Genomic DNA, 22,530 nt, shown 5'->3' with positions numbered 1-22,530 from the left:
CTCGTTCCCTAAAAAGCAGGTATAAAATTTTGAGGGAATGGAACTTCAAGCGTAAATAGTCCGGCAATAATGGCGAGAAGGTCACACCCGTTCCCATACCGAACACGGAAGTTAAGCTTCTCAGCGCCGATGGTAGTTGGGGCCTTGCCCCTGTGAGAGTAGGACGTTGCCGGGCACGAAAAAAGACAACCATATGGTTGTCTTTTTTCGTGATGGCGTGGGGCTAGATGATCTTTGTATTAACTCCTAGTTAAATAATTGTGACTTTTTCAATTTAGCTGCACTAGAAATTGAGTGTTAAAAGCAGGTTATTCCACCAAAATTTACAGCTATATTCTAATATGAAATGATGATATAGTAATACTATAAGTTCTTTAAAGAACTTAAGCTCAACAAGGACATTTGGAACAGGTCAGGGCGGGAACGCAGCAGCCATAACTTATGAAATTGTGTGGGCTAATACATAATACTGTGCCAATAAACGCTAAAACTCATTCTCCATTGAGCTTAGCGTTTTTTATTTGTTTTTAACACTGCTTTTTGGAGCGAAAATCAACATACAAGTATAATAAAATCTTTTAATGTAAAATATTGATAAATTTTTTGAGATTAACGTTTTTGTAATTAGAATGTTACCTGGCATTAATAAAAGAAAGAACGATGTTGTGTATACTTTTTTTAATGGTGAGATTTCATTCGACAACCATGGTACAAAATGAAAAGTAAGACGTTATAAAGGAAGAGGGAGAAATATGTTTGGTTATGATACTAATATAGATCAATTTGCATCCATTAAAGTTATTGGTGTTGGCGGTGGGGGTAACAACGCCGTGAACCGAATGATTGAGGCGGGGGTAGAAGGTGTGGAATTTATTTCGGTTAATACCGATGCACAAGCACTTAATCAATCAAAGGCGGAGAATAAGTTACAAATAGGTAGCACCTTGACAAGAGGCTTAGGAGCCGGAGCTAATCCAGATATCGGAAAAAGAGCAGCGGAGGAAAGTACCCGTGAGATAGAGCTAGCTTTAGAAGGTGCAGATATGGTTTTTATTACAGCAGGTATGGGTGGAGGAACTGGTACTGGTGCTGCTCCAGCCATTGCTAAAATTGCAAGAAATCTGGGTGCCCTAACTGTAGGGGTTGTCACACGCCCTTTTAAATTTGAAGGCCATAAACGTGCAGTAAACGCTAATCATGGAATTAAAGAAATGAGAGAAGCAGTAGATACCTTAATTATTATTCCTAACAATCGTTTATTAGAAATTATTGATAAAAAGACACCTATGCTAGAAGCTTTCGTAGAAGCTGATAATGTTCTCCGTCAGGGCGTTCAAGGGATATCCGATTTAATCGCTGTCCCAGGTTTAATAAACCTTGATTTTGCGGATGTAAAAACCGTCATGTCGCATAAAGGTACGGCTTTAATGGGGATTGGGGTATCTAAAGGAAGTAATCGCGCGGCTGAAGCAGCTATGAAAGCTTTAAATAGCCCACTCCTTGAAACATCTATAAATGGTGCTCAAGGTGTCATTTTGAACATAACTGGGGGTCATAATTTAAGTCTTTTTGAAGTACAGGAAGCAGCGGAAATCGTTTCCTCCGCTTCTCATGAGGAATTAAATATGATTTTTGGATCGGTCATTAATGAAAATTTAAAGGATGAAATCATGGTTACTGTCATTGCAACAGGATTTAATGATCTAGAGGAAGGAGAGTTACAAAAGCCATCTCAACCATTAGTGGAAGAAAAGCCTGTTTCATTTAAAAAGGAAGTACATAATCCACTTTCAAAAACCAATATAGATTTTGAACGAAATACTAATCCTTCAGAAGAATCTATTGAAGATTTGCCAGCGTTTTTTCGAAATCGAAGAAACCGGTATTAGAATTTAGGTTTTGGAGGAAATGTTTCAGATTGCAAAATTCTTGAAATAAAGCAATTAATTAGTCTAATATAGTTCATGATACTAATATCACCAATGATCTTAGTTAAGAAAGGACTAACCAAAATGACTAATATAAATATTCCTTTATCTGTTTTAAATCTTGTTCCGATTCGAGAGGGTCAAGATGCAAAACAAGCAATAGATTCAATGGTAGACTTGGCACAGGCAGTGGAAGATATGGGCTACAATCGTTATTGGATTGCGGAACATCATAACACGACCACTCTGGTAAGCTCTGCTACCTCTATTTTAATAAAGCATGCATTAGAACATACAAAAAGTATCCATGTTGGCTCTGGCGGAATTATGTTGCCAAATCATTCATCATTAGTGGTGGCGGAGCAGTTCGGTACACTTGCGACGATTTATCCTGGACGTGTCGATCTGGGCCTTGGTAGAGCACCAGGTACTGATATGATGACAGCAGATGCATTAAGACGTTCTAAAAATGATTCTGTCTACACCTTTCCTAATGATGTGAAAGACTTGCTCACCTATTTTGGCCCTGAAGAACTCCAAGGCTATGTAAAAGCTTTTCCAGGTGTAGGAACCAATGTCCCTATTTATATTCTTGGATCATCTACTGATTCTGCTTACCTTGCAGCAAGTTTAGGATTACCTTACGTGTTTGCTTCTCACTTTGCACCAAGATACATGGAAGAGGCTATTTCTATTTATAAAAATCGATTCCAGCCTTCCGAATACCTAGATCAACCCTATATGATGGTATGTTTAAACGTTATTGCTGCTGAAACCGATGAAGAAGCTAATTTTTTGTCCACTTCCACCCTGCAATTTTTCTTAAATGTTGTTCGTAATTCGAGAAAGCCGCTACGACCACCAGTTGATAACATGGATGAACTTTGGAACCCAATGGAAAAGGAAATGGTATTGGGAATGTCAAGTGTGACCCTAATGGGAAGCAAAACGTCCATCCGGGAAAAGTTGACTTCGTTTCAGGAAAAATATCATGTCAATGAAATCATGGCCGTTTCGTACATTTATGATCAGGAAAAACAAAAACGTTCCTACGAAATATTGAAAGAAGTTGCAGATGGAAAATAATGAACAATGTAGTTTGGAGTGAAGATTTTGAGCAGATCGTTTGCTAAATGGTATGACTTTTTTATGAATCCCTTAGAAAAAAGGAAGTTTATTAAAATTCGTCAGGAGTTGCTGTCAAAAGCATCGGGGCGAGTGCTTGAAATCGGCTCAGGTACAGGAATTAATTTTCCTTTATATAAGGGAGTGGATAAAGTAGTTGCGATTGAACCCAGCCCATTTATGCAGGAACGCTCACGTAAAAAACAATCCCAAGCTTCGGTCCCTATTAAAGTGGTGCAGGCAAGTGCTGAACAGCTCCCCTTTGAATCGGACACGTTTGATACAGTTGTAGCAACACTAGTGTTTTGCACAATACCCCAACCAGAAAAAGCCATAGAAGAAATGAGGAGGGTTTGTAAGCCAAACGGCAAAATCCTCCTATTCGAACACGTGAAAATGGAAAACCGCTTTCTAGCAGTACTCCAGGATTGGCTTTCCCCGGCTTGGAAGAAAATATGTGACGGTTGTTGTCTAAATCGGGAAACACTGACACTATTAAGATCAAATGGGATCTCAATATTAAATGTTGAGGACTATTATAATGGATTATTTGTTAACATTGTGGCAGAAAATCAAAAATAATGTTTAATCTTGTATAATTAAGAGAGTACATATTCTATTGCAGGAAGCGGGTGTGGTTTTTGAAAAAAGCTAAAGCAAATGTGAGTGCTATACTTATTGCGGATTTGTCCGATACTTTTGTTACGAGAAGAATTCCCGAGGTGAAGTTAGAATTTGGTGGAATTATAGGGGATCGTCATTTTGGGGTTACCTTTCCATCTGATTCGCGCCAACCCATGTATCCGAGAGGAACGGAGATTCTAAATCGCCGACAGATTACGATTTTATCAGAGGAAGATCTACAAGAAATAGCTGATGATCTTGAGATCGAAGAGATCTTGCCTGAATGGCTGGGGGCTAATCTACTAATCAATGATTTTCCTGAACTTACCAAATTACCGATTGGCTCACGAATTCTGTTTCCTGGGGGAGCAGGCCTAATCTGTATGGGTGAAAATAAGCCATGTGTATTCCCTGGTGAACAAATTCAAATGCATTACCCTGAACAACCTAAACTTGCCACCCGTTTTGTAAAAGCTGGATATAAAAGGCGGGGGATCGTCTGTGCGGTGGAATGTCCTGGAAAGATTAAGGTGGGTGAAGAAGTTCAGATTCTGATCAACGATCCTGCCGATCCAATGCAATAAAAGGAGTCCAATACGAATGAATCCAGTCCAAGTGATCCAATCCCTTATTAATGTAGAAAATGTCCACAAAGCCACGGTTGTTCCATTAAAACCGGGTCAAATGGTTTATGGCAGTGTGGAAAAATTTCTTCCTAATGATACCGCGATTGTCCGGATTGGAAATCGAAAGTTATTTGCTGATGTGAAGACGCTCCTTTCAACAAACGAAAATTATTGGTTTGAAGTAGTAACAAGCAGTAATGAAGGGGTTCAACTGAAAGTATTAGAGCAAAAAGGATCTGCTAATTCATCCCATTTTTTATTGAAAAATTTTCAGCTACCCGAAACGAAACAAAATCAGCAATTATTGCAATTCTTTTTATCCAAAAATGTCCCCTTTACAAAGGAACAGTTGAAGATAGCCGGTTTTTGGCTTCCGAACCAAACGGATCTAACGAAAGAATTAACAGCATTGGAATGGATGGCTAGAAAGGATCTTCCGTTTACGAAACCTATTTTTGATTCCCTAGTAGCTGTCCAGGATGCTAGACCATTAAACCAGCAACTTTCCGAATTAGTTCAACAATTGGATGGGCCGCAATTTGCCTCTTTTCAGTCAACAGAGCCTTTAAAACAAGTAATAGCTTCAATCATTGGTACAGAATCTTTCAATCAAGTATTAAATGGAAATGAAGCAAAACATATGCTACAGTCCTTAATCCATTCATTAGGGCTTGAGTATGAAAAGGATGTAGGGCAGATATCAGCCCATTTAGAGGATACCACTCATGTGCTAAAACCAATATTAATGGAAGCTATATCTGAGCTTGGCTCAAAAGGGAAAGAACTGGAGCCTTTATTAAATCGGTTAACAGGCTTACAACTGCTTTCACAAGATTTTACTGGCACGATACAGCAAATGGTGATGCAGCTTCCGATTACACTTGGAAATCAGCCAACCGATGTGACCATTCAATGGAACGGACGTAAAACCAAGGAAGCTCAGATTGACCCCGATTACTGTAGAATCTTATTTTACCTAGATTTACAAAGCCTGGATCAAACTGTAATCGATATGCAGGTTCAAAATAAAGTCGTTCACCTGTCTATTATTAACGATACAAATAATCTGGAACCTGTCGTCAATGCATTAACCCCTTCTCTTAAAGAAAAATTAGAGACAATAGGATACAAACTTTCATTTGTAAACATTATCCCTTCTTCAGAAAAAAGAGTAGAGCATCATGTAAATAAACCGGAGCATTTATTTATGGAAGCCTATCATGGAGTGGACATTAAAATATGAATAAGCAAAATAGTAAACCACTACAAGCAATTGCTCTAGCTTATGACCTCCAAAAAGATGCAGCTCCAAAGGTTGTAGCAAAAGGCAAAGGGTCAGTTGCAGCTGGCTTGATTGAAAAAGCAAAGGAGCATAATGTTCCCATTCAAGAGGACTCGTCATTAGTGGAACTACTCAGCAAACTGCAAATAAATGAAACTATTCCAGAACAACTGTATAATGCGGTTGCGGAGGTATTTGCGTTTATTTACAATGTTGACAAAGAGCATTCCAAAAAATCAATAGTGGATCAAAAATAACTTCGAGTTAACCTCGGAGTTTTTTTTATAGAAAAAGTAATGTCCCCCATTGTTTTAATACATAAATTAGATTATTATCTAATTAGATAGTAATCAAATAAGGAGTGATAAAATTATGCAATTAAATAAAATCGTCGAATTCCATAAAGCATTAGGTGACCTGACCAGGATTAAAATTGTCGCGTTACTCCAGCAAGGACCCTTACATGGGCAAGCCATTGCCGGAAAATTGGGACTCACTCCACCAACCATTACTCACCATATTGCCAAACTTCGTGAGGTTGGCCTGATCAGAGAAAGAAGGGATAAGAACACCATCTATTTTTCCCTTAATGAAAAAATCCTGGAAATGAGTGCTAAAGCCATTTTGTCAGTAGGAACGGGGGGGACTTCAAATATGGAAATGTCAGTTACGCCAGAAGAAAGGGAAGCGATCATCAAAAATTTCTTCACCAAGGATGGCAAGCTGAAAAACTATCCGGCCCAACGCAAGAAAAAGCTAGTGATTTTGGCACACATAGCGAACGGATTAGAATTTGGAAAAGTGTATTCAGAAAAGGAGATTAACGAATATTTAAAGCAATATCATGAGGACTATGCCACATTAAGGCGGGAACTGATCATGTGTCAATACATGTATAGAGAGAATAATGAGTATGAACTAAACCCTGTTGAGTTATGGTGGCTGCGTTAAGAAGTATTTTTTTGCAAATCTAATTAGATGTTTGTGAAATTAGATGTATATATAAGTAGGTGAGGTAATGGGCATATCTTTGTTGAAACAAGAAAAACAATACCGGAAATTATTTTTAGCCGGGGTTGTCAATGGAGTTGGTGATCGATTTAGTTCAGTAGCTGTTTTGGCGATGCTGATGCAACTAACTGGGTCGGGTTTAGCCGTTGGTGTGACTTTAGCTATCCGGCTGCTGCCATTTGTCATTTTTGCTCCGATCGGTGGTAGACTTGCTGATCGATTCTCACGAAAAGTGATTTTAGTTGCCACAGATTTAATCAGAATTGTTTTCGCCTTGGGCCTAATCTTTGTGGAGAGTGAAGCTGATCTTTGGATCGTTTATGTCAGTTCATTTTTCCTAGCTGTCGGCGAAGCCATTTATGCACCTGTAAGGAAATCTTCCATCCCGCAGTTGGTAAATAAAGAGCATTTACTAAAAATAAACAGTTTGGAGCAGGTGCTAATTGGCATTGTTTTAATCGGGGGTGCCTTCTCAGGCGGTATCGTTGCTTCTATATTTGGGGCACAAATCACATTTTGGTTAAATGCGGCCTCCTTTTTAGGAGCTGCTGCTCTCATCAGTACCATCAATTTTCCTGAACATACAGAAATAAAAGAAGAAGCGAAAGTGAATCGAGAATCTATATTTTCAATATTTAAAAAGGTAATTTTAATGTCCATTCCTGTACAAATTTTGCTATTATGTGAGATTCTTTTAGCGTCATTAAATGGCATTGATAACGTGCTAATCAGTGTATACGCAGTTAAGGAGTATCAGCTGGGGGATGTAGGTGTCGGTTTGTTCTATGGGGCGTTAGGGATTGGGCTGACTTTAAGCTTCACAGTAGCGAACCGGCTTCGGAAACATCTCCTAGCCACAGGTTTGGTTTGTTTAATGTTGGAAGGCTTTAGCCTGATATTGTTAAGTCAAACCCATTATGTCGTTTTTGCCTTCCTGCTATTCTGTGGGGCAGCCTTTATGACCGGAATAGGCAATGCTTGTTTTGATACAGTATTAATGAAGGAAATCCCCGAAGAATATCAAGGTACGATGTTTGGATTATTGGCCACTATCTCGAATCCCATCTTAGGGCTGTCCATGTTCATTTCCGGAGCAGCCTTAGAAATTCTGGCACCACGTACTATGGGGGTGATTGGCGGAATGGCCTATATGTTAGTAGCAATCGTCATGTTGATTAGCTATTTTTCAAGAGGATTTAGGAAAAAAACAGCTATCGGGGAATAAGGCCGTTATTCTAAGCGGTCTTTTTCATCATTAACCGCTGTAAACGTTTTACCATATTATAATCATACGAACTTATTGGTAAAAAGAATTATAATATGGGAAAAATCGGACAAGAATGTGAAGGGAACTCAATTTGAAAAAGAGGTGTGCAATAATGAAAGAACCTTTTGAATACCCGAACATTTTTTACAATGAAGTCATTATGTACCTAGAAACCAAATGGGACCGCCGTTTAACCGACCATGAACGGAATGTCTTGATCGAAGGGTACCGCTTTGGTCGAATGGTAGAAGCAGAAAATGAAATAAAAATTTTGTTTGCAAAATAAAAAGCACTCTTTTTTATAAAGAGTACTTTTTGAAAAATTTATGCCAAAACCTCAGATTTGGACGGCATTATAACCAGTTCAAGTGCTTGTTTTTCTGTTTCATCTAAAGGTACCAGCGGTAATCGGACCCCACCGACAGATATTCCTTTCATATTTAGGGCCGCTTTGACCGGAGTAGGGTTGGGCGCAGAAAATAGGGCTTTCATAGTAGGCAGAAGTCTGCGATGTGCAGCTGCCGCTTCTTTCACTTGGCCATTTTTAAACAGATGAATCATTTCCTGCATTTCATTGCCAATAATATGAGAAGCTACTGAAATGACACCTGCTCCACCAATGGAAAGGACTGGGAGGGTTAATCCATCATCTCCGCTGTATAAAGTAAAATCATCAGGGGTTTGGTCGATTATAGCAGCCATGGCATCTAAATTGCCGCTGGCTTCTTTTACAGCAACGATATTATTTATGTGTGATAAACGCACTACTGTTTCCACTGAAAGGTTGGTCACACTGCGACCAGGGATATTATAAAGAACCACTGGTAACGAAGTTGATTCAGCGATTGCTTTAAAGTGTTGATACAGGCCTTCTTGTGAGGGCTTATTATAGTAGGGAACAACAAGCATAACTCCGTCAAGACCGACTTCTTCAGCTTGTTTGGATAGTCTAATTGATGCATGTGTATTATTGGATCCTGTTCCAGCGATGACAGGTACTCTGCCGTTAACGACCTCCACAACAAATTTAAATAAGGTTACTTTTTCTTCCGAGGATAAAGTGGGAGATTCCCCAGTTGTTCCAGCAACTATTAATCCGTCAGTTCCATTGTCAATTAAATAATTTACTAGATTTTTTGTCGCGTCAAAATCCACCTCACCATTATCATTGAATGGTGTAACCATTGCGGTTAATACTTGGCCAAAATTCATTTTGCTCACCCTTTTTATAATTTTTTTAGAAATTAGAGGGGTAAGGCCATATCAAATTCAACGCAAAAAAGCAACAACGAGGGATCCGCTGCTGCAGTAGAAACAAAAATCATGCTCGTTCCTGTGCGTGAGATAGCCCTCCATATAGTTCCCTATATGACAGTTCAGTACTTATTCAATAGCTGAACCAGCTTCAAATACTATGAGTATCTTCGAAGCTTCGGCAAATTCCCCTTTCCACAAACCTCATCGGACCTCATAATCCTCCAATCGTGTACTAATGGTTTTTGCGCCTCTATCCTCACTTCAAAAGGTTTGAAGTAAGAAAATATATAATTTATTGTAATATAACAGAATATTCCATACATTACAAGAGGAAATACATGTTATTTTCTAAAAATGAGAGAAAAGTCACAGGCGGCTCATTTGTAATTTTTATTGGGATAATGTTAAAAATAGATAGAAGTTATTTGTGAAAAAAGGGGAATATAACGTGGAAATTGGAATTAGTACGTTTGTTGAAGCAACACCTGATCTTAAAACTGGTGAAACGATAAGTCATGCTCAAAGAATACGTGATGTGGTAGAAGAGATTGTCCTGGCTGATCAAGTTGGCTTGGATGTCTTTGGGGTAGGGGAGCATCATCGTGAAGATTTTGCAGCATCATCCCCAGCAGTGATTCTGGCTGCGGCTGCTTCTAAAACAAACCGAATTCGGTTAACAAGTGCAGTAACGGTTCTGTCATCCGATGATCCCGTTCGAGTATACCAAGATTTTGCCACTGTTGACGCGATTTCTAACGGCCGTGCAGAAATCATGGCGGGTCGAGGTTCCTTTATCGAATCATTCCCGTTATTTGGTTATAATCTGCAGGATTATGATGAGCTATTTGAAGAGAAATTGGAACTACTATTAAAAATATGCCAATCTGAGAAAGTGACTTGGCAGGGTAAACATAGACCGGCTATTAATCATTTGGGAGTCTACCCACGTCCGGTTCAGAATCCTTTGCCAGTATGGATTGGTAGTGGAGGTAATGCAGAATCTGTCGTTCGGGCAGGTGTGCTCGGTTTACCGTTAGTATTAGCGATTATTGGCGGCAGTCCGCGGCAATTTGCCCCACTGGTTCAGTTGTACAAAAGAGCCGCGACACAAGCAGGTCACGATGTTTCCAAGTTAACGGTAGCATCCCATTCACACGGATTTGTTGCCGAAAGTACAGAAATAGCTGCGGATAAGTTTTTCCCGCCTACACAATATGTGATGAATGTATTAGGGCGTGAACGTGGTTGGGGTCATTATAGCAGAGCCAGCTTTGATTCAGCCCGGAGTTTGGAGGGTGCACTGTATGTAGGGGATCCTGAAACAGTGGCGCAGAAAATCATTCATTTAAGGAAAAATGTAGGAGTCACTCGCTTTATGCTACATTGTCCTGTGGGTTCTATGCCACATGAAGACGTCATGCGGGCCATTGAGTTGTTAGGGACAGAGGTGGCCCCTCGGGTTCGGGAGGAAGTTTCTAAGTGGGAAACAAATGATAAGTAATTGGTAAGTAAGCTTTGGAGAAGGTCTATGTGAAAAAATGGGTCACAAAAGAAGGGTCTATTTGACCGAAACATCTAAAGAACGGAAAATACGGTCATATAGGAGAGGTCTATGTGACCGAAACATCGAAAGAATCGAAAAAACGGTCATATAGGAGAGGTCAATGTGACCGAAACATCGAAAGAATCGAAAAAACGGTCATATAGGAGAGGTCTATGTGACCGAAACATCGAAAGAATCGAAAAAACGGTCATATAGGAGAGGTCTATGTGACCGAAACATCGAAAGAATCGAAAAAATGGTCATATAGGAGAGGTCTATGTGACCGAAAAAACGAAAGAATTGAAAAAACGGTCATATAAGAGAGGTCTATTTGACCGAAAAATCAAAAGCACTGAAAAAACGGTCACCTAGAAGAAGTCTAAGTGACCAAAAAAGCGGAGCAATCGATAAAATGGTCACTTAGACAAAAAAACTTTTAATCCATTCTAAAAATACAATTAGACGTATTCTGTAAAAAATTACCGTAAAAATCTCCGGAATGGCCAATGGTCATTCTTAAATTAACCCAAGCCGCTCCAATCCGACTGCAACCCCATCTTCTTCAGCAGTAAGTGTAACCATATTTGCAGCACGTTTCACTTCATCTAAAGCGGAACCCATTGCAACCCCCATGCCCACAAACGAAAGCATTTCGATATCATTTAAGCCATCTCCGAACGCAACCGCTTCATCAGGGGCGATTCCGACTCGCTCTAACAGCTTAGTTATTCCAACTGACTTATTGGATTTCGACAAATTCACATCACAAGTACGAGCTTCGCCTGAAGTCCATCTTCTGAAATCCAACTCAGGAATCATTTTTTGATAGGACAATTCTTCCTCAACTTCACAATGAAGGAACAGTTGATAAATATCTTCCTCAAGCCAATATTGCTGCGACGCCAGGCCTGGCTTCCAAGGGTCATGCTGATAGGCCTCTCTGACAATGGGATGCTCCAAATCTGAAACCCTAAAGTCCTTGCCGCTTAGAAAGGTTAGGGCATGATTATAATCTCGTGTTAGTTGAAACACATTCGTTAAGATTTTATTATCTATGCTATTTTTGTAGACTTCTTGTCCCTCATGGGAGACGTATGCCCCATTAAAAAATACCATCGAGTCTGTTCCGATTTCCTCCACAATCGATTCTGAAAAATATGGAGCCCTGCCTGTTGCAATGATGACCTTCAAATTTTTATCTTTCAAACGTTGAACAGCCTGTTTAGTGGCCGAACTAATGGCTTTTCTGTGAGGAAGAATCGTTCCGTCTATATCAAAGATGACAGCCTTGTATTGCATGTAACACACTCCTACTTTACGATATTAACAAATTACTCATATTTCATATCAGTATAACATGTATTTTGAAAAAAACTAAGCTACCTGCATTTGGATAAAATATGGTTAAACAGTAATAAATAAATTAGCCCTCATGAATATTCATGAAAGGGCTAATAGTTATTTACCTTTTTTTCTTTTTAGAAAGATCTACAATTTGTTTGTTTTTATTAACAACTTCCAAAATAACCTGCACATGAATCATCTTTTCATCGATATTGTTTACACTTGAAACTTTGCCTTTCCGGCCTTTTATTGTTAGGTTATCACCCTCAGCAGGTAGGCTATTTCGTAGTTGAACCAATAAAGCATTTTTATTTTCAAAAAAATGAACAACATACATAGTCGAATCACCTATTTCATTAGGAATATATTTAAAATATATGAACAACAAGGAATTTTAGAATGGGGCATTAACAGCGGAGTCATTGAAAGAAAATACAGTCTGTGCCATTTTTCATAAACTTTTCATTCTCTTCTTATATATAATTAGAAACATAATATAAAACTGAAGGGAAAGACGTAATGAAAAAAATCGTACTAAACTGTTTAACATTTCTTTTAATGATAGCTCTTTTTGGCTGTTTAGCCACAAAAAAGAAAGAATCCAAAAAGAATGTAGAATTAATTATATAAACAGCGGCTAGTTTACAAGAAGCTTTAACTGATATAAAAGCCAAGTTTGAAAAAAACACAATCATGTAGTTGTGAATTTTAATTATGGAGCATCTGGAGCACTTCAGCAGCAAATTTCCCAAGGGGCACCAGTTGATTTGTTCTTTTCCGCGGCTGCGGACAAATTTGATCAACTCGTTAAGGATGGGCTGATTGAGAAATCAAAGGGGACGGATTTGGTAGGCAACGAATTGGTCTTAATTGTTCCAAACGATTCAAAAAAAGCATTACATCCTTCGCTGTTTTGGTAAAAACAGATAAAATCTCCATCGGAACCCCAGAGGCAGACCCGGCAGGTCAATACTCTAAACAAACATTGGAACAATTAAAACTGTGGCCATCTGTTGAAAATAAGCTGGATTATGCCAAGGAAGTACGGCAAGTTCTTACATATGTATAGACCAACAATGTCGATGCGGGCATTGTTTACAAAACGGATGCATTGATTTCTTCAAAGGTAAAAATTTGGCAACGGCAAACGAAAACACCCACTCACCAATCATTTACCCATTGGGAATTGTGAAAAGCAGCGCTCATCCAAAAGAGGCTAAACAATTTTATGACTTTCTACAATCTGGAACATCTTTGAAGATCTTAACCAAATATGGGTTTAAAGATGTAACAAATAGAACTTAAAAATACCAAACCGAGTCAATAAAAAAATCTTCCAAAAACGGAAGATTTTTTATTTTAATTTGGGATATCCTTGCTGGCGCAAAGCCTCATACACCAATATAGCCGCTGTATTCGATAGGTTCAGTGAACGAACATGGTCATTCATCGGTATTCTCAAAAAGTGATCTTTATTTTTCTCTAATAAATCTTTTGGTAAGCCAGTGGTTTCTTTTCCAAACATAAAATAATGGTCCTTTAAACCATCACTGAAATCAAAGTCTGAATGTGTTTTTTCACCAAACGTCTCAATATAGTAAAACTCACCTTGATTTTTTGAAAAAAATTCATCCAATGAGTCATAGTACGTTACGTTTACAGACTCCCAGAAATCTATACCTGCTTGTTTTAACATTTTTTCATCTGTCGAAAAACCAAGGGGCCGGATTAAATGCAGGGCCGTTTCCGTTGCGGCACAAGTAAGTGCAATATTTCCAGTATTTGCAGGAATTTCTGGTTGATATAATACAACATGTATTGCCAAGAATGGTCACCTCTGTTTTTATTTTACTCTTAAAATTATAGCATATTGGTTTACGGATATAGGAAGTGGTAGGGGTATAAAAATGAAAAGACTAGCTCGGGATTTTAAAGCTAGTCTGTCTTAATACCATTTCCTTATTAGGGAGTGGCGATGTGAATTTAATTCATCTTAAGAACTTGATTCATCTTGATCATGATTTTCACTAGATTCATAATGTTCGTTGTCATCTTGGCAGCATTGAGCAAATAAATCATCCGGACAATCCTCCAGAATCGGGTTGCACGGGTTGAAATTCGGATTGTTTAGGACTTCATACGGGCGCATCATTTCGTGATCCTCATGTTCAAGAATATGACAATGCCATGGATAGATTCCGGTAAAGGGTCCAAAACGGGCAATAATCCGAGTCACTTCTTCAGGATTGGCCCGAACGGTATCTTTCCAACCTCTTTCATTAGGATCTGGTTCACGTGCCGGACCAATAATAGTGATATTTCCATTATCATCAATCGAAATAGGTTCACGATTAAGAATCTGGAATTGAACAAGGTGCAAGTGAATGGGATGGGTGTCAGCCGTCAAGTTATACAGTTCCCATACTTCTACGGTACCGTTATACGGAGTTTCTGTAATCGGCAAATCATTCCACTCCATGCCGTTCAGTAAAAGTTTCAAACGGGCAGGAAATTCTGGATCATCCATTTCGATTAAGAAATTCTGTCTTACCGTCGCGCCATTTTGATTGAGTCTCTCCAAGCAGCTTAATGCTTGAGGAATATCACTTTTATCTGGTTCAGAGAGTTTTTTAGAAACGCGAATTTCCATAATTTGAGGAAGAAGGGGAGTATCAGAGGCACCATTAGGGAATGGTGCGGGTGCGTCATTTGTTAGGATGATTTTTTGACCTTTGTGTTTTGAAAAATCAATGATAACATCTGCTCGTTCAGCAGGAGCTAATAAAAGCCCTTCGACATTAGAAACAGTAACTGGATTCTCTAGGAAGCCGCCATCCGTTCCTATTTGGATAAAATCTTGTCCAGAACTTAGTCTTAATCGGTAAAATCGAGCATTGGAGCCATTAAGAATACGGAAACGGTATTTTCGCGGTTCGACTTCAAGAAAAGGCCATACTTTTCCATTAACTAAAGCTGTATTACCGAAAAACTCAGGAACCACAGATGGATTTGGAAGTGCTCCCACATCAAATGGTGGAGGTGGCTGCGGTGCTGGGAATAATGGTGGTGGCGGCTGTTGTGCAGGCGGTGGTTGATGGCCTGGCTGCGATGGATAGAAAAGTTCACCATTAGGATAGAAGGAACGATCTTGTATTACTAACGGTATTTCGAATTTTCTCCTGGGGAGATTTAGTTTCTTCTCATTCTCATCTCGAATAAGATAAAAGCCGGCAAGTCCTGCATAAACATTTAATCTAGTAATTCCTATGGCATGATCATGATACCAGAGTGTTGTTGGACGCTGACAATTAGGATAGAAGTAAACTTCATGCAAGAATTTGCTGCCAACACTTTTGAAGTTTCTTGTAAACCAAGCTTCGGGATACCCGTCATTTTCCGGTCTTACCCGTCCGCCATGTAAGTGCACAACCGTTCTTACAGAGGGTTCATCGGGACCCGCACCATGAAGTGTTCTATCCACTGGCAAAAGATGTTCAAACGGTAAATGGTTTTCCCATTTGACTAGAATAGGATGATTCCTGGTAACTTCGAATGTAGGACCAGGATACATGCCGTTATAACCCCAAACAGTAGTTTCGGGTAAGTCTCTGTGTAACTTTTGTGTAACTTGTTTCATCGTTACCTCATAATAGGGAATTCCGTCTCGATGACCAACAGGCTTTATTACTAATGGGAGAGGCAAAGCATCTACAAACTTGTCTAAAAACGACAATTATAAAATCCCTCCTTATTTTTTTAAGAATCAATATTGATTCTTTGAATCTGTACATTTTTTGTTAAGTTGTACTGGCAGGATATGCAATTGACAAGAGAAAGGTATGGGGTAAAAGTGCAAATAATCAGAGAAGAAGCATGCGAACATCTAAATTTTAAGTTTTGAATTTTGAAGCATTGGGCTGCTTTGAAACCAAATAAAATACTCTCGTTCTCTCAAGTCTGAGACGGGGAACCTGTGACTGTCACTCTATTAGAACACATATGAAAAGTAGAGTCGGCCACTTTGCAGGTTTGTTGTTCGTAAACAGTTTTAAACAAATGTTCATATGTTATTCAGATTTGCATTTAGAAAAGTATCTAAAAGGATACTCATGTTGGGGAACCATTATCCGGACTGAACCCTACAATAATGACCTCACAGATCACATGTGAGATAGAGTTGAACACTGAATTTTGTGAGGCGGTTGAAGGGAGAAGTTACACCTCCTCCTACTTGTCTTTATCAAAAAGATTTAAAAAAGGATACTCTGTTCAAATTCCTGACCGGTCCGTCGTATATTACAATCTTTTCTTTATGGAAAAAACATTGAATCAGGTAGTTCAGGAATTGCGACAATTTACCGAAAAGATTGCGGCGTCGTGTTGAAGAGGGATAGCCAAAAAGTCAAGTGCCTATGCCAAACTGGCGGGAAGTAAGGATAGAGCCATAAAAGTGAACACACTCTCCTTCAATGAATTACAGAACTATACAATTGAAAAATATGGGTATGAGAAAATTAATGAAATACCACCAAAGGTTAAGGGAAATAAAGGTGTGATAGAAGATCACGAATTAACGGTTAAAATTGTTGATGAGCTTGGACTTTTGTGTAAAGAACTCTCCCCGTTCATTGTTCTCTTTTTTGCTCCACCGTTTGTTCCAGTGATATCTTCAGTAATCATCCAGGAATTAAACAGGTTTTAGATCAAATGGTTACTTATGCAAATGAAGCGCACGGAATTAACTTGGCGATTCAACACTATTTTCCAGGGATGTCTGATTTAAGCTTTGTTGGTATGCAGATGCCTGTTGTATTATATAGTCCACATACTGCCAGTATGTCGTTGTGGGGGAAAGAATATAGTCTGCCACTAGTAGAGATTTCGGAGCTTAATCTGTCTGTATTAAACCTCGGGCCGTTAGGAAAAGATGCCCATCAATGGACGGAGCGACTGGATATCAATCATGCATTTGAAACACTATATGATATGCTGCCAAAAACCATTCAAAAATTATTAAAAATGTAAAATCTTAGTTTAATGATAGAAGATGAGTAGACATTCGTTAACGATACCAATAATATGAAAAAAGATATGGCTCAGTTCAGGGGAACTGAGCCATTTTTTTAGCAGATAGGAAAGAATGAAATTTCCTATCAGGCATCCGTGTAATTACGCCTTTGTCTTCACCAATCGGGAATTTTTTAATTATTTAATCTCCACAAAAACAAACAAAAACGCATCATTATACTGCTTATATTGTTTTTCTATATTGATGTTTTGGACAACTATAGTCAATTTGGCACGGCTGTTTTCAGTTGTGAAGGTAGCCTCATCAGGAGTAAGTTCACCATTTGAAGTTTGATACTGATCAAACTTATCAAAGATCTGAGTGGTTTTAAAGCTAATTAGTTCAGAATCATCTGCTCCTGTTAATTTTAATGCGTGCTGATCTTTTAATAGGGTATATGTTTTTCCCGATTTTTTAATGTGACAAATGATTGCATTACTAGGGTTTTCAGCACTATTTATATCTGTCTGCACAAAAATATCATGGCCGGTAATATCAATTGGTGTTGGTTGTTTCATAGAAAGATAAATAGACTGTACATAATCAGCAGGTTTTTGATATTCCTTGAATCCAAAAGTCTCATAAAAATCATTGTAAGCATTGAAATCTTTTGGCAACCAATCGATATTTTTAGTATAGCCCATCATGTACAAGTATTGAACAGCATTGGTAATCCTCAATTTATCCTTATCCGAAATATGGGAATTTGGCTTAATTTTATGATCTTCCAGCATCTTATTTTTTAAAAGTACTTCTTTAAGCGTAGATGTTTGACTTGTTCTGCTAATAGTGAATGCATCGACTGGAGGTACAATTGAAATAGCTGCGAAAATAATCAACAGGAGGGCCACAACCCCATTTTTTCGAACAGGTAGTAGGCTGAAAATAAATCCAGTAATCGCAGCGAATAGTCCAAATAGAAGGACATAATAACGGGTATGAGTGATTCCGGTATCAGAAAGGCTGATTACCGAAGATGTAATCTGGAACAGAACAATGGGAATAAGAATTTTTGGAAAAATTGTTCTAAAATATGCTGCGAATTTATTCGCAAGTTCACTCACTAGAATGTAAACCAAAATTACAGTGATGGCATAAGTGACCAGCATAGGTTCAAGGAGATTATCAGTCCAAAACTTTCCACCTATGTTTTTAATCATGTAAACAATTAGAATCATAGTAAACACGGCTATTAAAGGAATCACAATGTAAGACAACAAAACTTCCAGAAACTTTGGACAATGGGCTGATTGATTAATGTCTTCTTCTTCGGCATGATTAATAGCCGGAATCAATGAAAGAAAGAACATTGGTGCGAATAAGATAAACACCACATTTGCCATTTGACCGTAAAATTCTGGGTCTATACGAAAAATTAGCTGGTCGATTGCGCCCAAAATGATGCTAATTCCTCCGAAAAGAACAGCTGAGAAAAACAGGGACAGAAAAAATGCCTTGAAGGTAATCATAAAACTATTGTTAAAACTTATGTTACTTTTTATGACAGGAACCCAAATGAAAGCAATAAGAAGAGAAAATAATGCAACCGCCGTTCTGATTTCTACATCCATTCCCGAATCTGGAGCATTCATAATAATAAGGTAATATCCTGCCGTTAATAAGGTAACAAGCCCCATCAGGGTTAATCGTGAAGAAGATTTTGAAAAAAAGCGTTCAAAGACGACTTGTGAAACAGCACTTAAAAAAGCACCAATAATAAAAGTCATTAACCATTTCATATTTTCATTTTTGGAGATTATCAGGTATGCATTTAAAATGGCTGCACATACTAGAAATAGAGTGGTTAAAGGAAATCGAGTAACTGCATCAGTTAAACCCTTGAGGCGAACCTGGAACTTTCTCATCCATTTCATTTTTCAACCCTCCTTTTATTAACGTTACCAATTTCTTCTATATTAATTATATCATGAATAAATAAAGATGTATGTCAGGTTCGTTCATGTTACCATGCAGTATTTTCCAATTTAGCAAAGAAGTACTTATGAAAAATCTCATAAGTACTTTTCTTTTTTAATTTTCTAAAATTACATTGACACACTTATATGGTATGTTATATTATTCAACATATGATGTTAGGAAACCTAACATGTGATAGGTGGTGGAGAAATTGAAAAAAATTGAAGCAATCATCAGACCTGAAAAATTAACAGATACAATAAGGGGTTTAAAGCATATTGGCATTACTGGATTTACAGTTTCTCAAGTAGTTGGCAGAGGGAAGCAAAAGGATACGAAAGGGGTCTATCGAGGCAAAAACTATAAAATCACCCTCCATCCAAAAGTGAAGATGGAGATTGTGCTATCGGATTATATGGTAGAGCTCACGATTAAAACTATAATGGATGCTGCGCAAACAGGTGAGGATGGGGACGGAAAGATTTATGTTTTTCCTATTCTTGAAGCCTATAATATAAAAACTGGCACAGCCGATTATGACATCGATGATTTAGTGAAATAAAGGGGTGAGGATCAATGTCGTTACTACATGTAAATGCCGTTTGGGTTGTTATTGCTGCAGCAATGGTCCTGTTTATGGAAGGTGGATTTAGTTTATTGGAGGCTGGGTTTGTCCGCACCAAAAATGCCGTCAATGTAACAATGAAGATTTTCGTGGATTTAACAGTCGGTACTTTAGCGTTTTGGATCATTGGATTCGGTATTATGTATGGAAAGGACGCTTTTGGTCTAGTGGGAATTAATTTATTCGGAAATCCCGAGAATATTCATCTTTCAATACCCTTACCAAGCGCAGCTTTTGTCCTATTTCAAATTGGCTTTGCCGTGGCTTGTATTTCCATTGTTTCCGGTGCAGTTGCGGAGCGGATGAACTTTAATGCTTATATCGTGACCGCCGTTTTGATTTGTATCGTTATATATCCTTTATCCGGTCATTGGATTTGGAACAGTAATGGATGGCTGGCTAAACTGGGCATGAAGGACTTTGCTGGTTCAGCTGCGATACATGCTGTTGGGGGGCTTGCCGCTTTTTCGATGGCAAAAATATTAGGGCCAAGAAAAGGCCGGTTTAATTCAGACGGCAGCACAAATGTTTTTGCGCCAAGTAATATCCCTTTAGCCTCGGCAGGGACCTTTATTCTTTGGTTTGGATGGTTTGCTTTTAATACCGGAAGCACATTGGATGCGTCTAATAATTCTCTCGCTTCCATTGCTCTTAATACGATGCTTGCAGGGGCAAGCGGGGGAACAACAGCCTTGTTTCTGACCATAAAGAAATATGGAAAAGCGGATCCGAGCATGACAATTAATGGTGTGTTATCTGGTCTTGTGGCTATTACTGCGGGATGTGCCTACGTTTCACAATGGAGCGCTATTTTAATTGGACTTATTAGTGGAATTATTGTTATTTTTGCAACTTTATTAGTAGATAACCTAAAAGTGGATGATCCTGTAGGTGCGGTCGCGGTACATGGATTCAATGGGGTATTTGGGACCATTGCTGTCGGATTGTTCGATCATTCTCAAGGGTTGTTGACTACAGGTCGTTTTTCACTGATTATCATTCAGCTGTTAGGGGCTTTAGTTGTAGTCTTATGGGGACTTCTAGGCGGAGCTTTGATGGCTAAGGTTTGCGAATGGACTGTAGGTTTAAGAGCAGAGGAACGCGAGGAAGAAGAGGGATTAGATATGTCCTATCATGGTATTCCAGCCTATAATGAATTAGAACGATTCACTGATTTGCCATCGAGTTTGTATAATTTCGAAGAAACGACTGGCATCTCGATTGCTCCTGCAAGTGGCAAGGAAATTGTGTGAGAAAAAGTAACATCAACATGGACCCATTCTTATAAGGATGGGTTTTGTTAATTTTTTGAAATTGAGGGAAAATAAAAAATGCTTTCAAAAATTTTACAAACAATTCATTGGAAGTTTTTCATGAAATCTTGTAATCTGAAACAGTACCTTTTTTACAAGGTAAAATGAAATAAGAATGGGGGACGAACAAATGGGCGTATCTACAAGCAGGCAGTCCACCATTATCGCACTTTTGCTTGCTGGAACATTCATTGCCATTTTAAACCAAACTCTCATGATTACCGCTATTCCACCCATTATGGATGAAATGCACATTACCGCTAATAGTGCACAGTGGTTAACAACAGTGTTTATGCTGGTCAATGGAATCATGATTCCAGTTAGTGCCTTTTTATTAGAGAGGTTTACTACTAGGCAATTATTTATCTCAGCAATGAGTATTTTTGCTTTCGGAACATTAGCTGGAGCATTAGCACCCAATTTTGAATTGCTATTAGGAGCGAGAATCATCCAATCCTGTGGTGCTGGCATTATGCTTCCCTTAATGCAAACTGTATTTTTAATGATCTTTCCTGTAGAAAAACGTGGTTCAGCAATGGGACTTGTTGGTTTGGTGATTTCCTTTGCACCTGCGATCGGACCGGCATTGTCGGGATGGGTAACTTCACATTTTTCATGGAGAGTCTTATTCTTTATCATTCTGCCCATAGCACTTATTGATATTGCGGTGGCATACTTCGCTTTGAAAAATGTAACGGAGGTTTCCAAGCCGAAGGTGGACGTCGTTTCCATTATTTTTTCCTCGATCGGTTTTGGCGGGCTGTTATACGGGTTTACCTGTGCCGGAAATTTTGGCTGGACGGACAGGATGACATTGCTTTCTCTCGGAATCGGCGGCATATCATTAATTTTGTTTATTTCTCGGCAATTGCGTTTGGAACATCCTATGCTGGAATTTCGAGTGTTTAAGTTTTCGATTTTTCCTTTTGCGATCATCATTGGAATGATCGGCTTTATGGGGTTAATTGGAGCAGAAACCATTATTCCACTTTTCATGCAAAACATGCGAGACTTTTCAGCATTTGAAGCAGGGCTTGCTCTATTACCAGGAGCGTTAATTAGTGGATTTATGTCTCCAATCGTAGGGCGGGTATTTGACAAAATTGGCGCTAGATGGCTCGTAACCATTGGTTTAACGATTATGACGGCTGCGTCCTTCGCGTTTACAAAATTAGGACCATCAACAAGCATGACGTATATTACAATCCTTTATGGAATAAGAATGTTGGGGCTTTCGATGACAATGATGCCTGTTGCAACCTCAGCGTTGAACCAGTTGCCTAAACGATTGTTGCCTCATGGTGCTGCGATGGATAATACTATGAAAATGATTGCTGCCTCAGTAGGAACAGCGATTTTAGTTACGGTAATGACCACGACATCCGAAACAGCACAAGGTAATCCAACAATTGACCATCCTGATATGTACGGAGCAAACGTTGCTTTCATGGTTGTATCGGGTCTTTCGCTAATCGCTCTTATCTTGTCCTTTTTTATGAAAAATGACAGACAGCCTAAAGGTGAAGGATTAGAGAAACAACAGAAGAAGGTAAGAGTAAAAATGCAACCATAAAGAAATGCAGCATGTTCTCGTCATGCT

Annotated in this window: 21 protein-coding genes, 1 rRNA gene, 1 pseudogene and 1 riboswitch; of the genes and pseudogenes, 17 read left to right on the top strand and 6 right to left on the bottom strand. The window is 38.7% G+C overall.

Annotation, left to right across the window (positions count from 1 at the left end):
• Positions 1-59: 59 nt before the first annotated feature.
• The 10 genes from rrf (at position 60) to ACI3K6_RS18765 (ending at position 8,149) form a co-directional block, all read left to right on the top strand.
• Positions 60-175: ribosomal RNA gene (gene rrf / locus ACI3K6_RS18810) — 5S ribosomal RNA — on the top strand.
• Positions 176-752: 577 nt separating this feature from the next.
• Positions 753-1,889 (top strand): cell division protein FtsZ, encoded by a 1,137-nt coding sequence (gene ftsZ / locus ACI3K6_RS18805; RefSeq protein ID WP_435556023.1) that lies wholly within the window; start codon positions 753-755, stop codon positions 1,887-1,889.
• Positions 1,890-2,012: 123 nt separating this feature from the next.
• Positions 2,013-3,014: an LLM class flavin-dependent oxidoreductase gene (locus ACI3K6_RS18800; protein ID WP_435556022.1), complete on the top strand. Its 1,002-nt coding sequence runs from the start codon at positions 2,013-2,015 to the stop codon at positions 3,012-3,014.
• Positions 3,015-3,041: 27 nt separating this feature from the next.
• On the top strand, positions 3,042-3,635 hold the full coding sequence (locus ACI3K6_RS18795) for a class I SAM-dependent methyltransferase (protein ID WP_435556021.1): 594 nt from the start codon (positions 3,042-3,044) through the stop codon (positions 3,633-3,635).
• A gap of 59 nt (positions 3,636-3,694) precedes the next feature.
• Complete coding sequence (locus ACI3K6_RS18790) at positions 3,695-4,261, top strand: MOSC domain-containing protein (RefSeq protein ID WP_435556020.1); 567 nt, start codon at positions 3,695-3,697, stop codon at positions 4,259-4,261.
• Positions 4,262-4,277: 16 nt separating this feature from the next.
• The gene (locus ACI3K6_RS18785; RefSeq protein ID WP_435556019.1) at positions 4,278-5,546 is read left to right on the top strand and encodes a hypothetical protein; all 1,269 of its coding nucleotides are present in this window, start codon (positions 4,278-4,280) and stop codon (positions 5,544-5,546) included.
• Entirely contained in the window at positions 5,543-5,842 is a 300-nt protein-coding gene (locus ACI3K6_RS18780) for an EscU/YscU/HrcU family type III secretion system export apparatus switch protein (protein ID WP_335479571.1), read from the top strand. The genes ACI3K6_RS18785 and ACI3K6_RS18780 overlap by 4 nt, the downstream gene beginning before the upstream one ends.
• Positions 5,843-5,957: 115 nt before the next feature.
• A complete protein-coding gene (locus tag ACI3K6_RS18775) occupies positions 5,958-6,536 on the top strand; it encodes a DUF2087 domain-containing protein (RefSeq protein ID WP_435556018.1) in 579 nt (192 codons plus the stop codon).
• Between the two features lie 67 nt (positions 6,537-6,603).
• The gene (locus ACI3K6_RS18770; protein ID WP_435556017.1) at positions 6,604-7,821 is read left to right on the top strand and encodes an MFS transporter; all 1,218 of its coding nucleotides are present in this window, start codon (positions 6,604-6,606) and stop codon (positions 7,819-7,821) included.
• Positions 7,822-7,975: 154 nt separating this feature from the next.
• Complete coding sequence (locus tag ACI3K6_RS18765) at positions 7,976-8,149, top strand: hypothetical protein (protein WP_335479181.1); 174 nt, start codon at positions 7,976-7,978, stop codon at positions 8,147-8,149.
• Positions 8,150-8,187: 38 nt separating this feature from the next.
• Here the strand turns inward: ACI3K6_RS18765 and dapA are convergent, their stop codons facing one another.
• Positions 8,188-9,075 carry a 4-hydroxy-tetrahydrodipicolinate synthase gene (dapA, locus tag ACI3K6_RS18760; RefSeq protein WP_435556016.1) on the bottom strand — a complete coding sequence of 296 codons (888 nt, stop codon included), beginning with the start codon at positions 9,073-9,075 and terminating at the stop codon, positions 8,188-8,190.
• A 125-nt stretch (positions 9,076-9,200) separates the two neighbouring features.
• Positions 9,201-9,381: riboswitch (Lysine riboswitch) on the bottom strand.
• A 187-nt stretch (positions 9,382-9,568) separates the two neighbouring features.
• On the opposite strand from dapA, the gene ACI3K6_RS18755 reads away from it, so the two are divergent.
• Positions 9,569-10,621: an LLM class flavin-dependent oxidoreductase gene (locus tag ACI3K6_RS18755; RefSeq protein ID WP_435556015.1), complete on the top strand. Its 1,053-nt coding sequence runs from the start codon at positions 9,569-9,571 to the stop codon at positions 10,619-10,621.
• Between the two features lie 558 nt (positions 10,622-11,179).
• On the opposite strand, the gene ACI3K6_RS18750 is transcribed toward ACI3K6_RS18755, so the two are convergent.
• Positions 11,180-11,962, bottom strand: a complete 783-nt coding sequence (locus ACI3K6_RS18750; protein WP_435556014.1) for a Cof-type HAD-IIB family hydrolase — start codon at positions 11,960-11,962, stop codon at positions 11,180-11,182.
• Between the two features lie 163 nt (positions 11,963-12,125).
• Positions 12,126-12,344 carry a hypothetical protein gene (locus ACI3K6_RS18745; RefSeq protein WP_435556013.1) on the bottom strand — a complete coding sequence of 73 codons (219 nt, stop codon included), beginning with the start codon at positions 12,342-12,344 and terminating at the stop codon, positions 12,126-12,128.
• Positions 12,345-12,526: 182 nt separating this feature from the next.
• Between ACI3K6_RS18745 and modA the strand changes: the two are divergent.
• Positions 12,527-13,312 (top strand): annotated as a pseudogene (gene modA, locus ACI3K6_RS18740) (molybdate ABC transporter substrate-binding protein).
• Between the two features lie 49 nt (positions 13,313-13,361).
• Here modA and trmL read toward each other — a convergent pair.
• Positions 13,362-13,832 (bottom strand): tRNA (uridine(34)/cytosine(34)/5-carboxymethylaminomethyluridine(34)-2'-O)-methyltransferase TrmL, encoded by a 471-nt coding sequence (gene trmL / locus ACI3K6_RS18735; protein ID WP_435556012.1) that lies wholly within the window; start codon positions 13,830-13,832, stop codon positions 13,362-13,364.
• A gap of 168 nt (positions 13,833-14,000) precedes the next feature.
• The gene (locus tag ACI3K6_RS18730) at positions 14,001-15,740 is read right to left on the bottom strand and encodes a multicopper oxidase family protein (RefSeq protein ID WP_435556011.1); all 1,740 of its coding nucleotides are present in this window, start codon (positions 15,738-15,740) and stop codon (positions 14,001-14,003) included.
• Positions 15,741-16,457: 717 nt separating this feature from the next.
• On the opposite strand from ACI3K6_RS18730, the gene ACI3K6_RS18725 reads away from it, so the two are divergent.
• The gene (locus ACI3K6_RS18725; protein ID WP_435556010.1) at positions 16,458-16,709 is read left to right on the top strand and encodes a hypothetical protein; all 252 of its coding nucleotides are present in this window, start codon (positions 16,458-16,460) and stop codon (positions 16,707-16,709) included.
• A 5-nt stretch (positions 16,710-16,714) separates the two neighbouring features.
• Positions 16,715-17,032 (top strand): peptidase M20, encoded by a 318-nt coding sequence (locus ACI3K6_RS18720; RefSeq protein ID WP_435556009.1) that lies wholly within the window; start codon positions 16,715-16,717, stop codon positions 17,030-17,032.
• Positions 17,033-17,212: 180 nt separating this feature from the next.
• Here ACI3K6_RS18720 and ACI3K6_RS18715 read toward each other — a convergent pair whose 3' ends face one another.
• Positions 17,213-18,949: a DUF4153 domain-containing protein gene (locus tag ACI3K6_RS18715; RefSeq protein ID WP_435556008.1), complete on the bottom strand. Its 1,737-nt coding sequence runs from the start codon at positions 18,947-18,949 to the stop codon at positions 17,213-17,215.
• A gap of 254 nt (positions 18,950-19,203) precedes the next feature.
• Between ACI3K6_RS18715 and ACI3K6_RS18710 the strand changes: the two genes are divergently transcribed.
• From ACI3K6_RS18710 to ACI3K6_RS18700, 3 genes are all read left to right on the top strand, one after another.
• Positions 19,204-19,554: a P-II family nitrogen regulator gene (locus ACI3K6_RS18710; protein WP_335479167.1), complete on the top strand. Its 351-nt coding sequence runs from the start codon at positions 19,204-19,206 to the stop codon at positions 19,552-19,554.
• A gap of 14 nt (positions 19,555-19,568) precedes the next feature.
• Positions 19,569-20,870, top strand: coding sequence for an ammonium transporter (locus tag ACI3K6_RS18705; protein WP_435556007.1), 1,302 nt, complete (start codon positions 19,569-19,571; stop codon positions 20,868-20,870).
• A gap of 190 nt (positions 20,871-21,060) precedes the next feature.
• Positions 21,061-22,503, top strand: a complete 1,443-nt coding sequence (locus ACI3K6_RS18700) for an MDR family MFS transporter (RefSeq protein ID WP_435556006.1) — start codon at positions 21,061-21,063, stop codon at positions 22,501-22,503.
• Positions 22,504-22,530 lie beyond the last annotated feature (27 nt).

The organism is Neobacillus solisequens (assembly GCF_051233465.1).
In the GTDB taxonomy this organism is placed as follows: domain Bacteria; phylum Bacillota; class Bacilli; order Bacillales; family Cytobacillaceae; genus Neobacillus.
Note: the sequence above shows the minus strand (reverse complement) of the source record. Positions and strands in the feature narration are given on the sequence as shown.

Coding starts and splice junctions, on each gene's coding strand:
- ftsZ (WP_435556023.1), top strand. CDS start 753: ATGTTTGGTTATGATACTAATATAGATCAATTTGCATCCATTAAAGTT.
- ACI3K6_RS18750 (WP_435556014.1), bottom strand. CDS start 11,962: ATGCAATACAAGGCTGTCATCTTTGATATAGACGGAACGATTCTTCCT.
- ACI3K6_RS18700 (WP_435556006.1), top strand. CDS start 21,061: ATGGGCGTATCTACAAGCAGGCAGTCCACCATTATCGCACTTTTGCTT.
- ACI3K6_RS18745 (WP_435556013.1), bottom strand. CDS start 12,344: ATGTATGTTGTTCATTTTTTTGAAAATAAAAATGCTTTATTGGTTCAA.
- ACI3K6_RS18715 (WP_435556008.1), bottom strand. CDS start 18,949: ATGAAATGGATGAGAAAGTTCCAGGTTCGCCTCAAGGGTTTAACTGAT.
- ACI3K6_RS18780 (WP_335479571.1), top strand. CDS start 5,543: ATGAATAAGCAAAATAGTAAACCACTACAAGCAATTGCTCTAGCTTAT.
- ACI3K6_RS18770 (WP_435556017.1), top strand. CDS start 6,604: ATGGGCATATCTTTGTTGAAACAAGAAAAACAATACCGGAAATTATTT.
- ACI3K6_RS18765 (WP_335479181.1), top strand. CDS start 7,976: ATGAAAGAACCTTTTGAATACCCGAACATTTTTTACAATGAAGTCATT.
- ACI3K6_RS18775 (WP_435556018.1), top strand. CDS start 5,958: ATGCAATTAAATAAAATCGTCGAATTCCATAAAGCATTAGGTGACCTG.
- ACI3K6_RS18785 (WP_435556019.1), top strand. CDS start 4,278: ATGAATCCAGTCCAAGTGATCCAATCCCTTATTAATGTAGAAAATGTC.
- ACI3K6_RS18800 (WP_435556022.1), top strand. CDS start 2,013: ATGACTAATATAAATATTCCTTTATCTGTTTTAAATCTTGTTCCGATT.
- ACI3K6_RS18705 (WP_435556007.1), top strand. CDS start 19,569: ATGTCGTTACTACATGTAAATGCCGTTTGGGTTGTTATTGCTGCAGCA.
- ACI3K6_RS18720 (WP_435556009.1), top strand. CDS start 16,715: ATGGTTACTTATGCAAATGAAGCGCACGGAATTAACTTGGCGATTCAA.
- dapA (WP_435556016.1), bottom strand. CDS start 9,075: ATGAATTTTGGCCAAGTATTAACCGCAATGGTTACACCATTCAATGAT.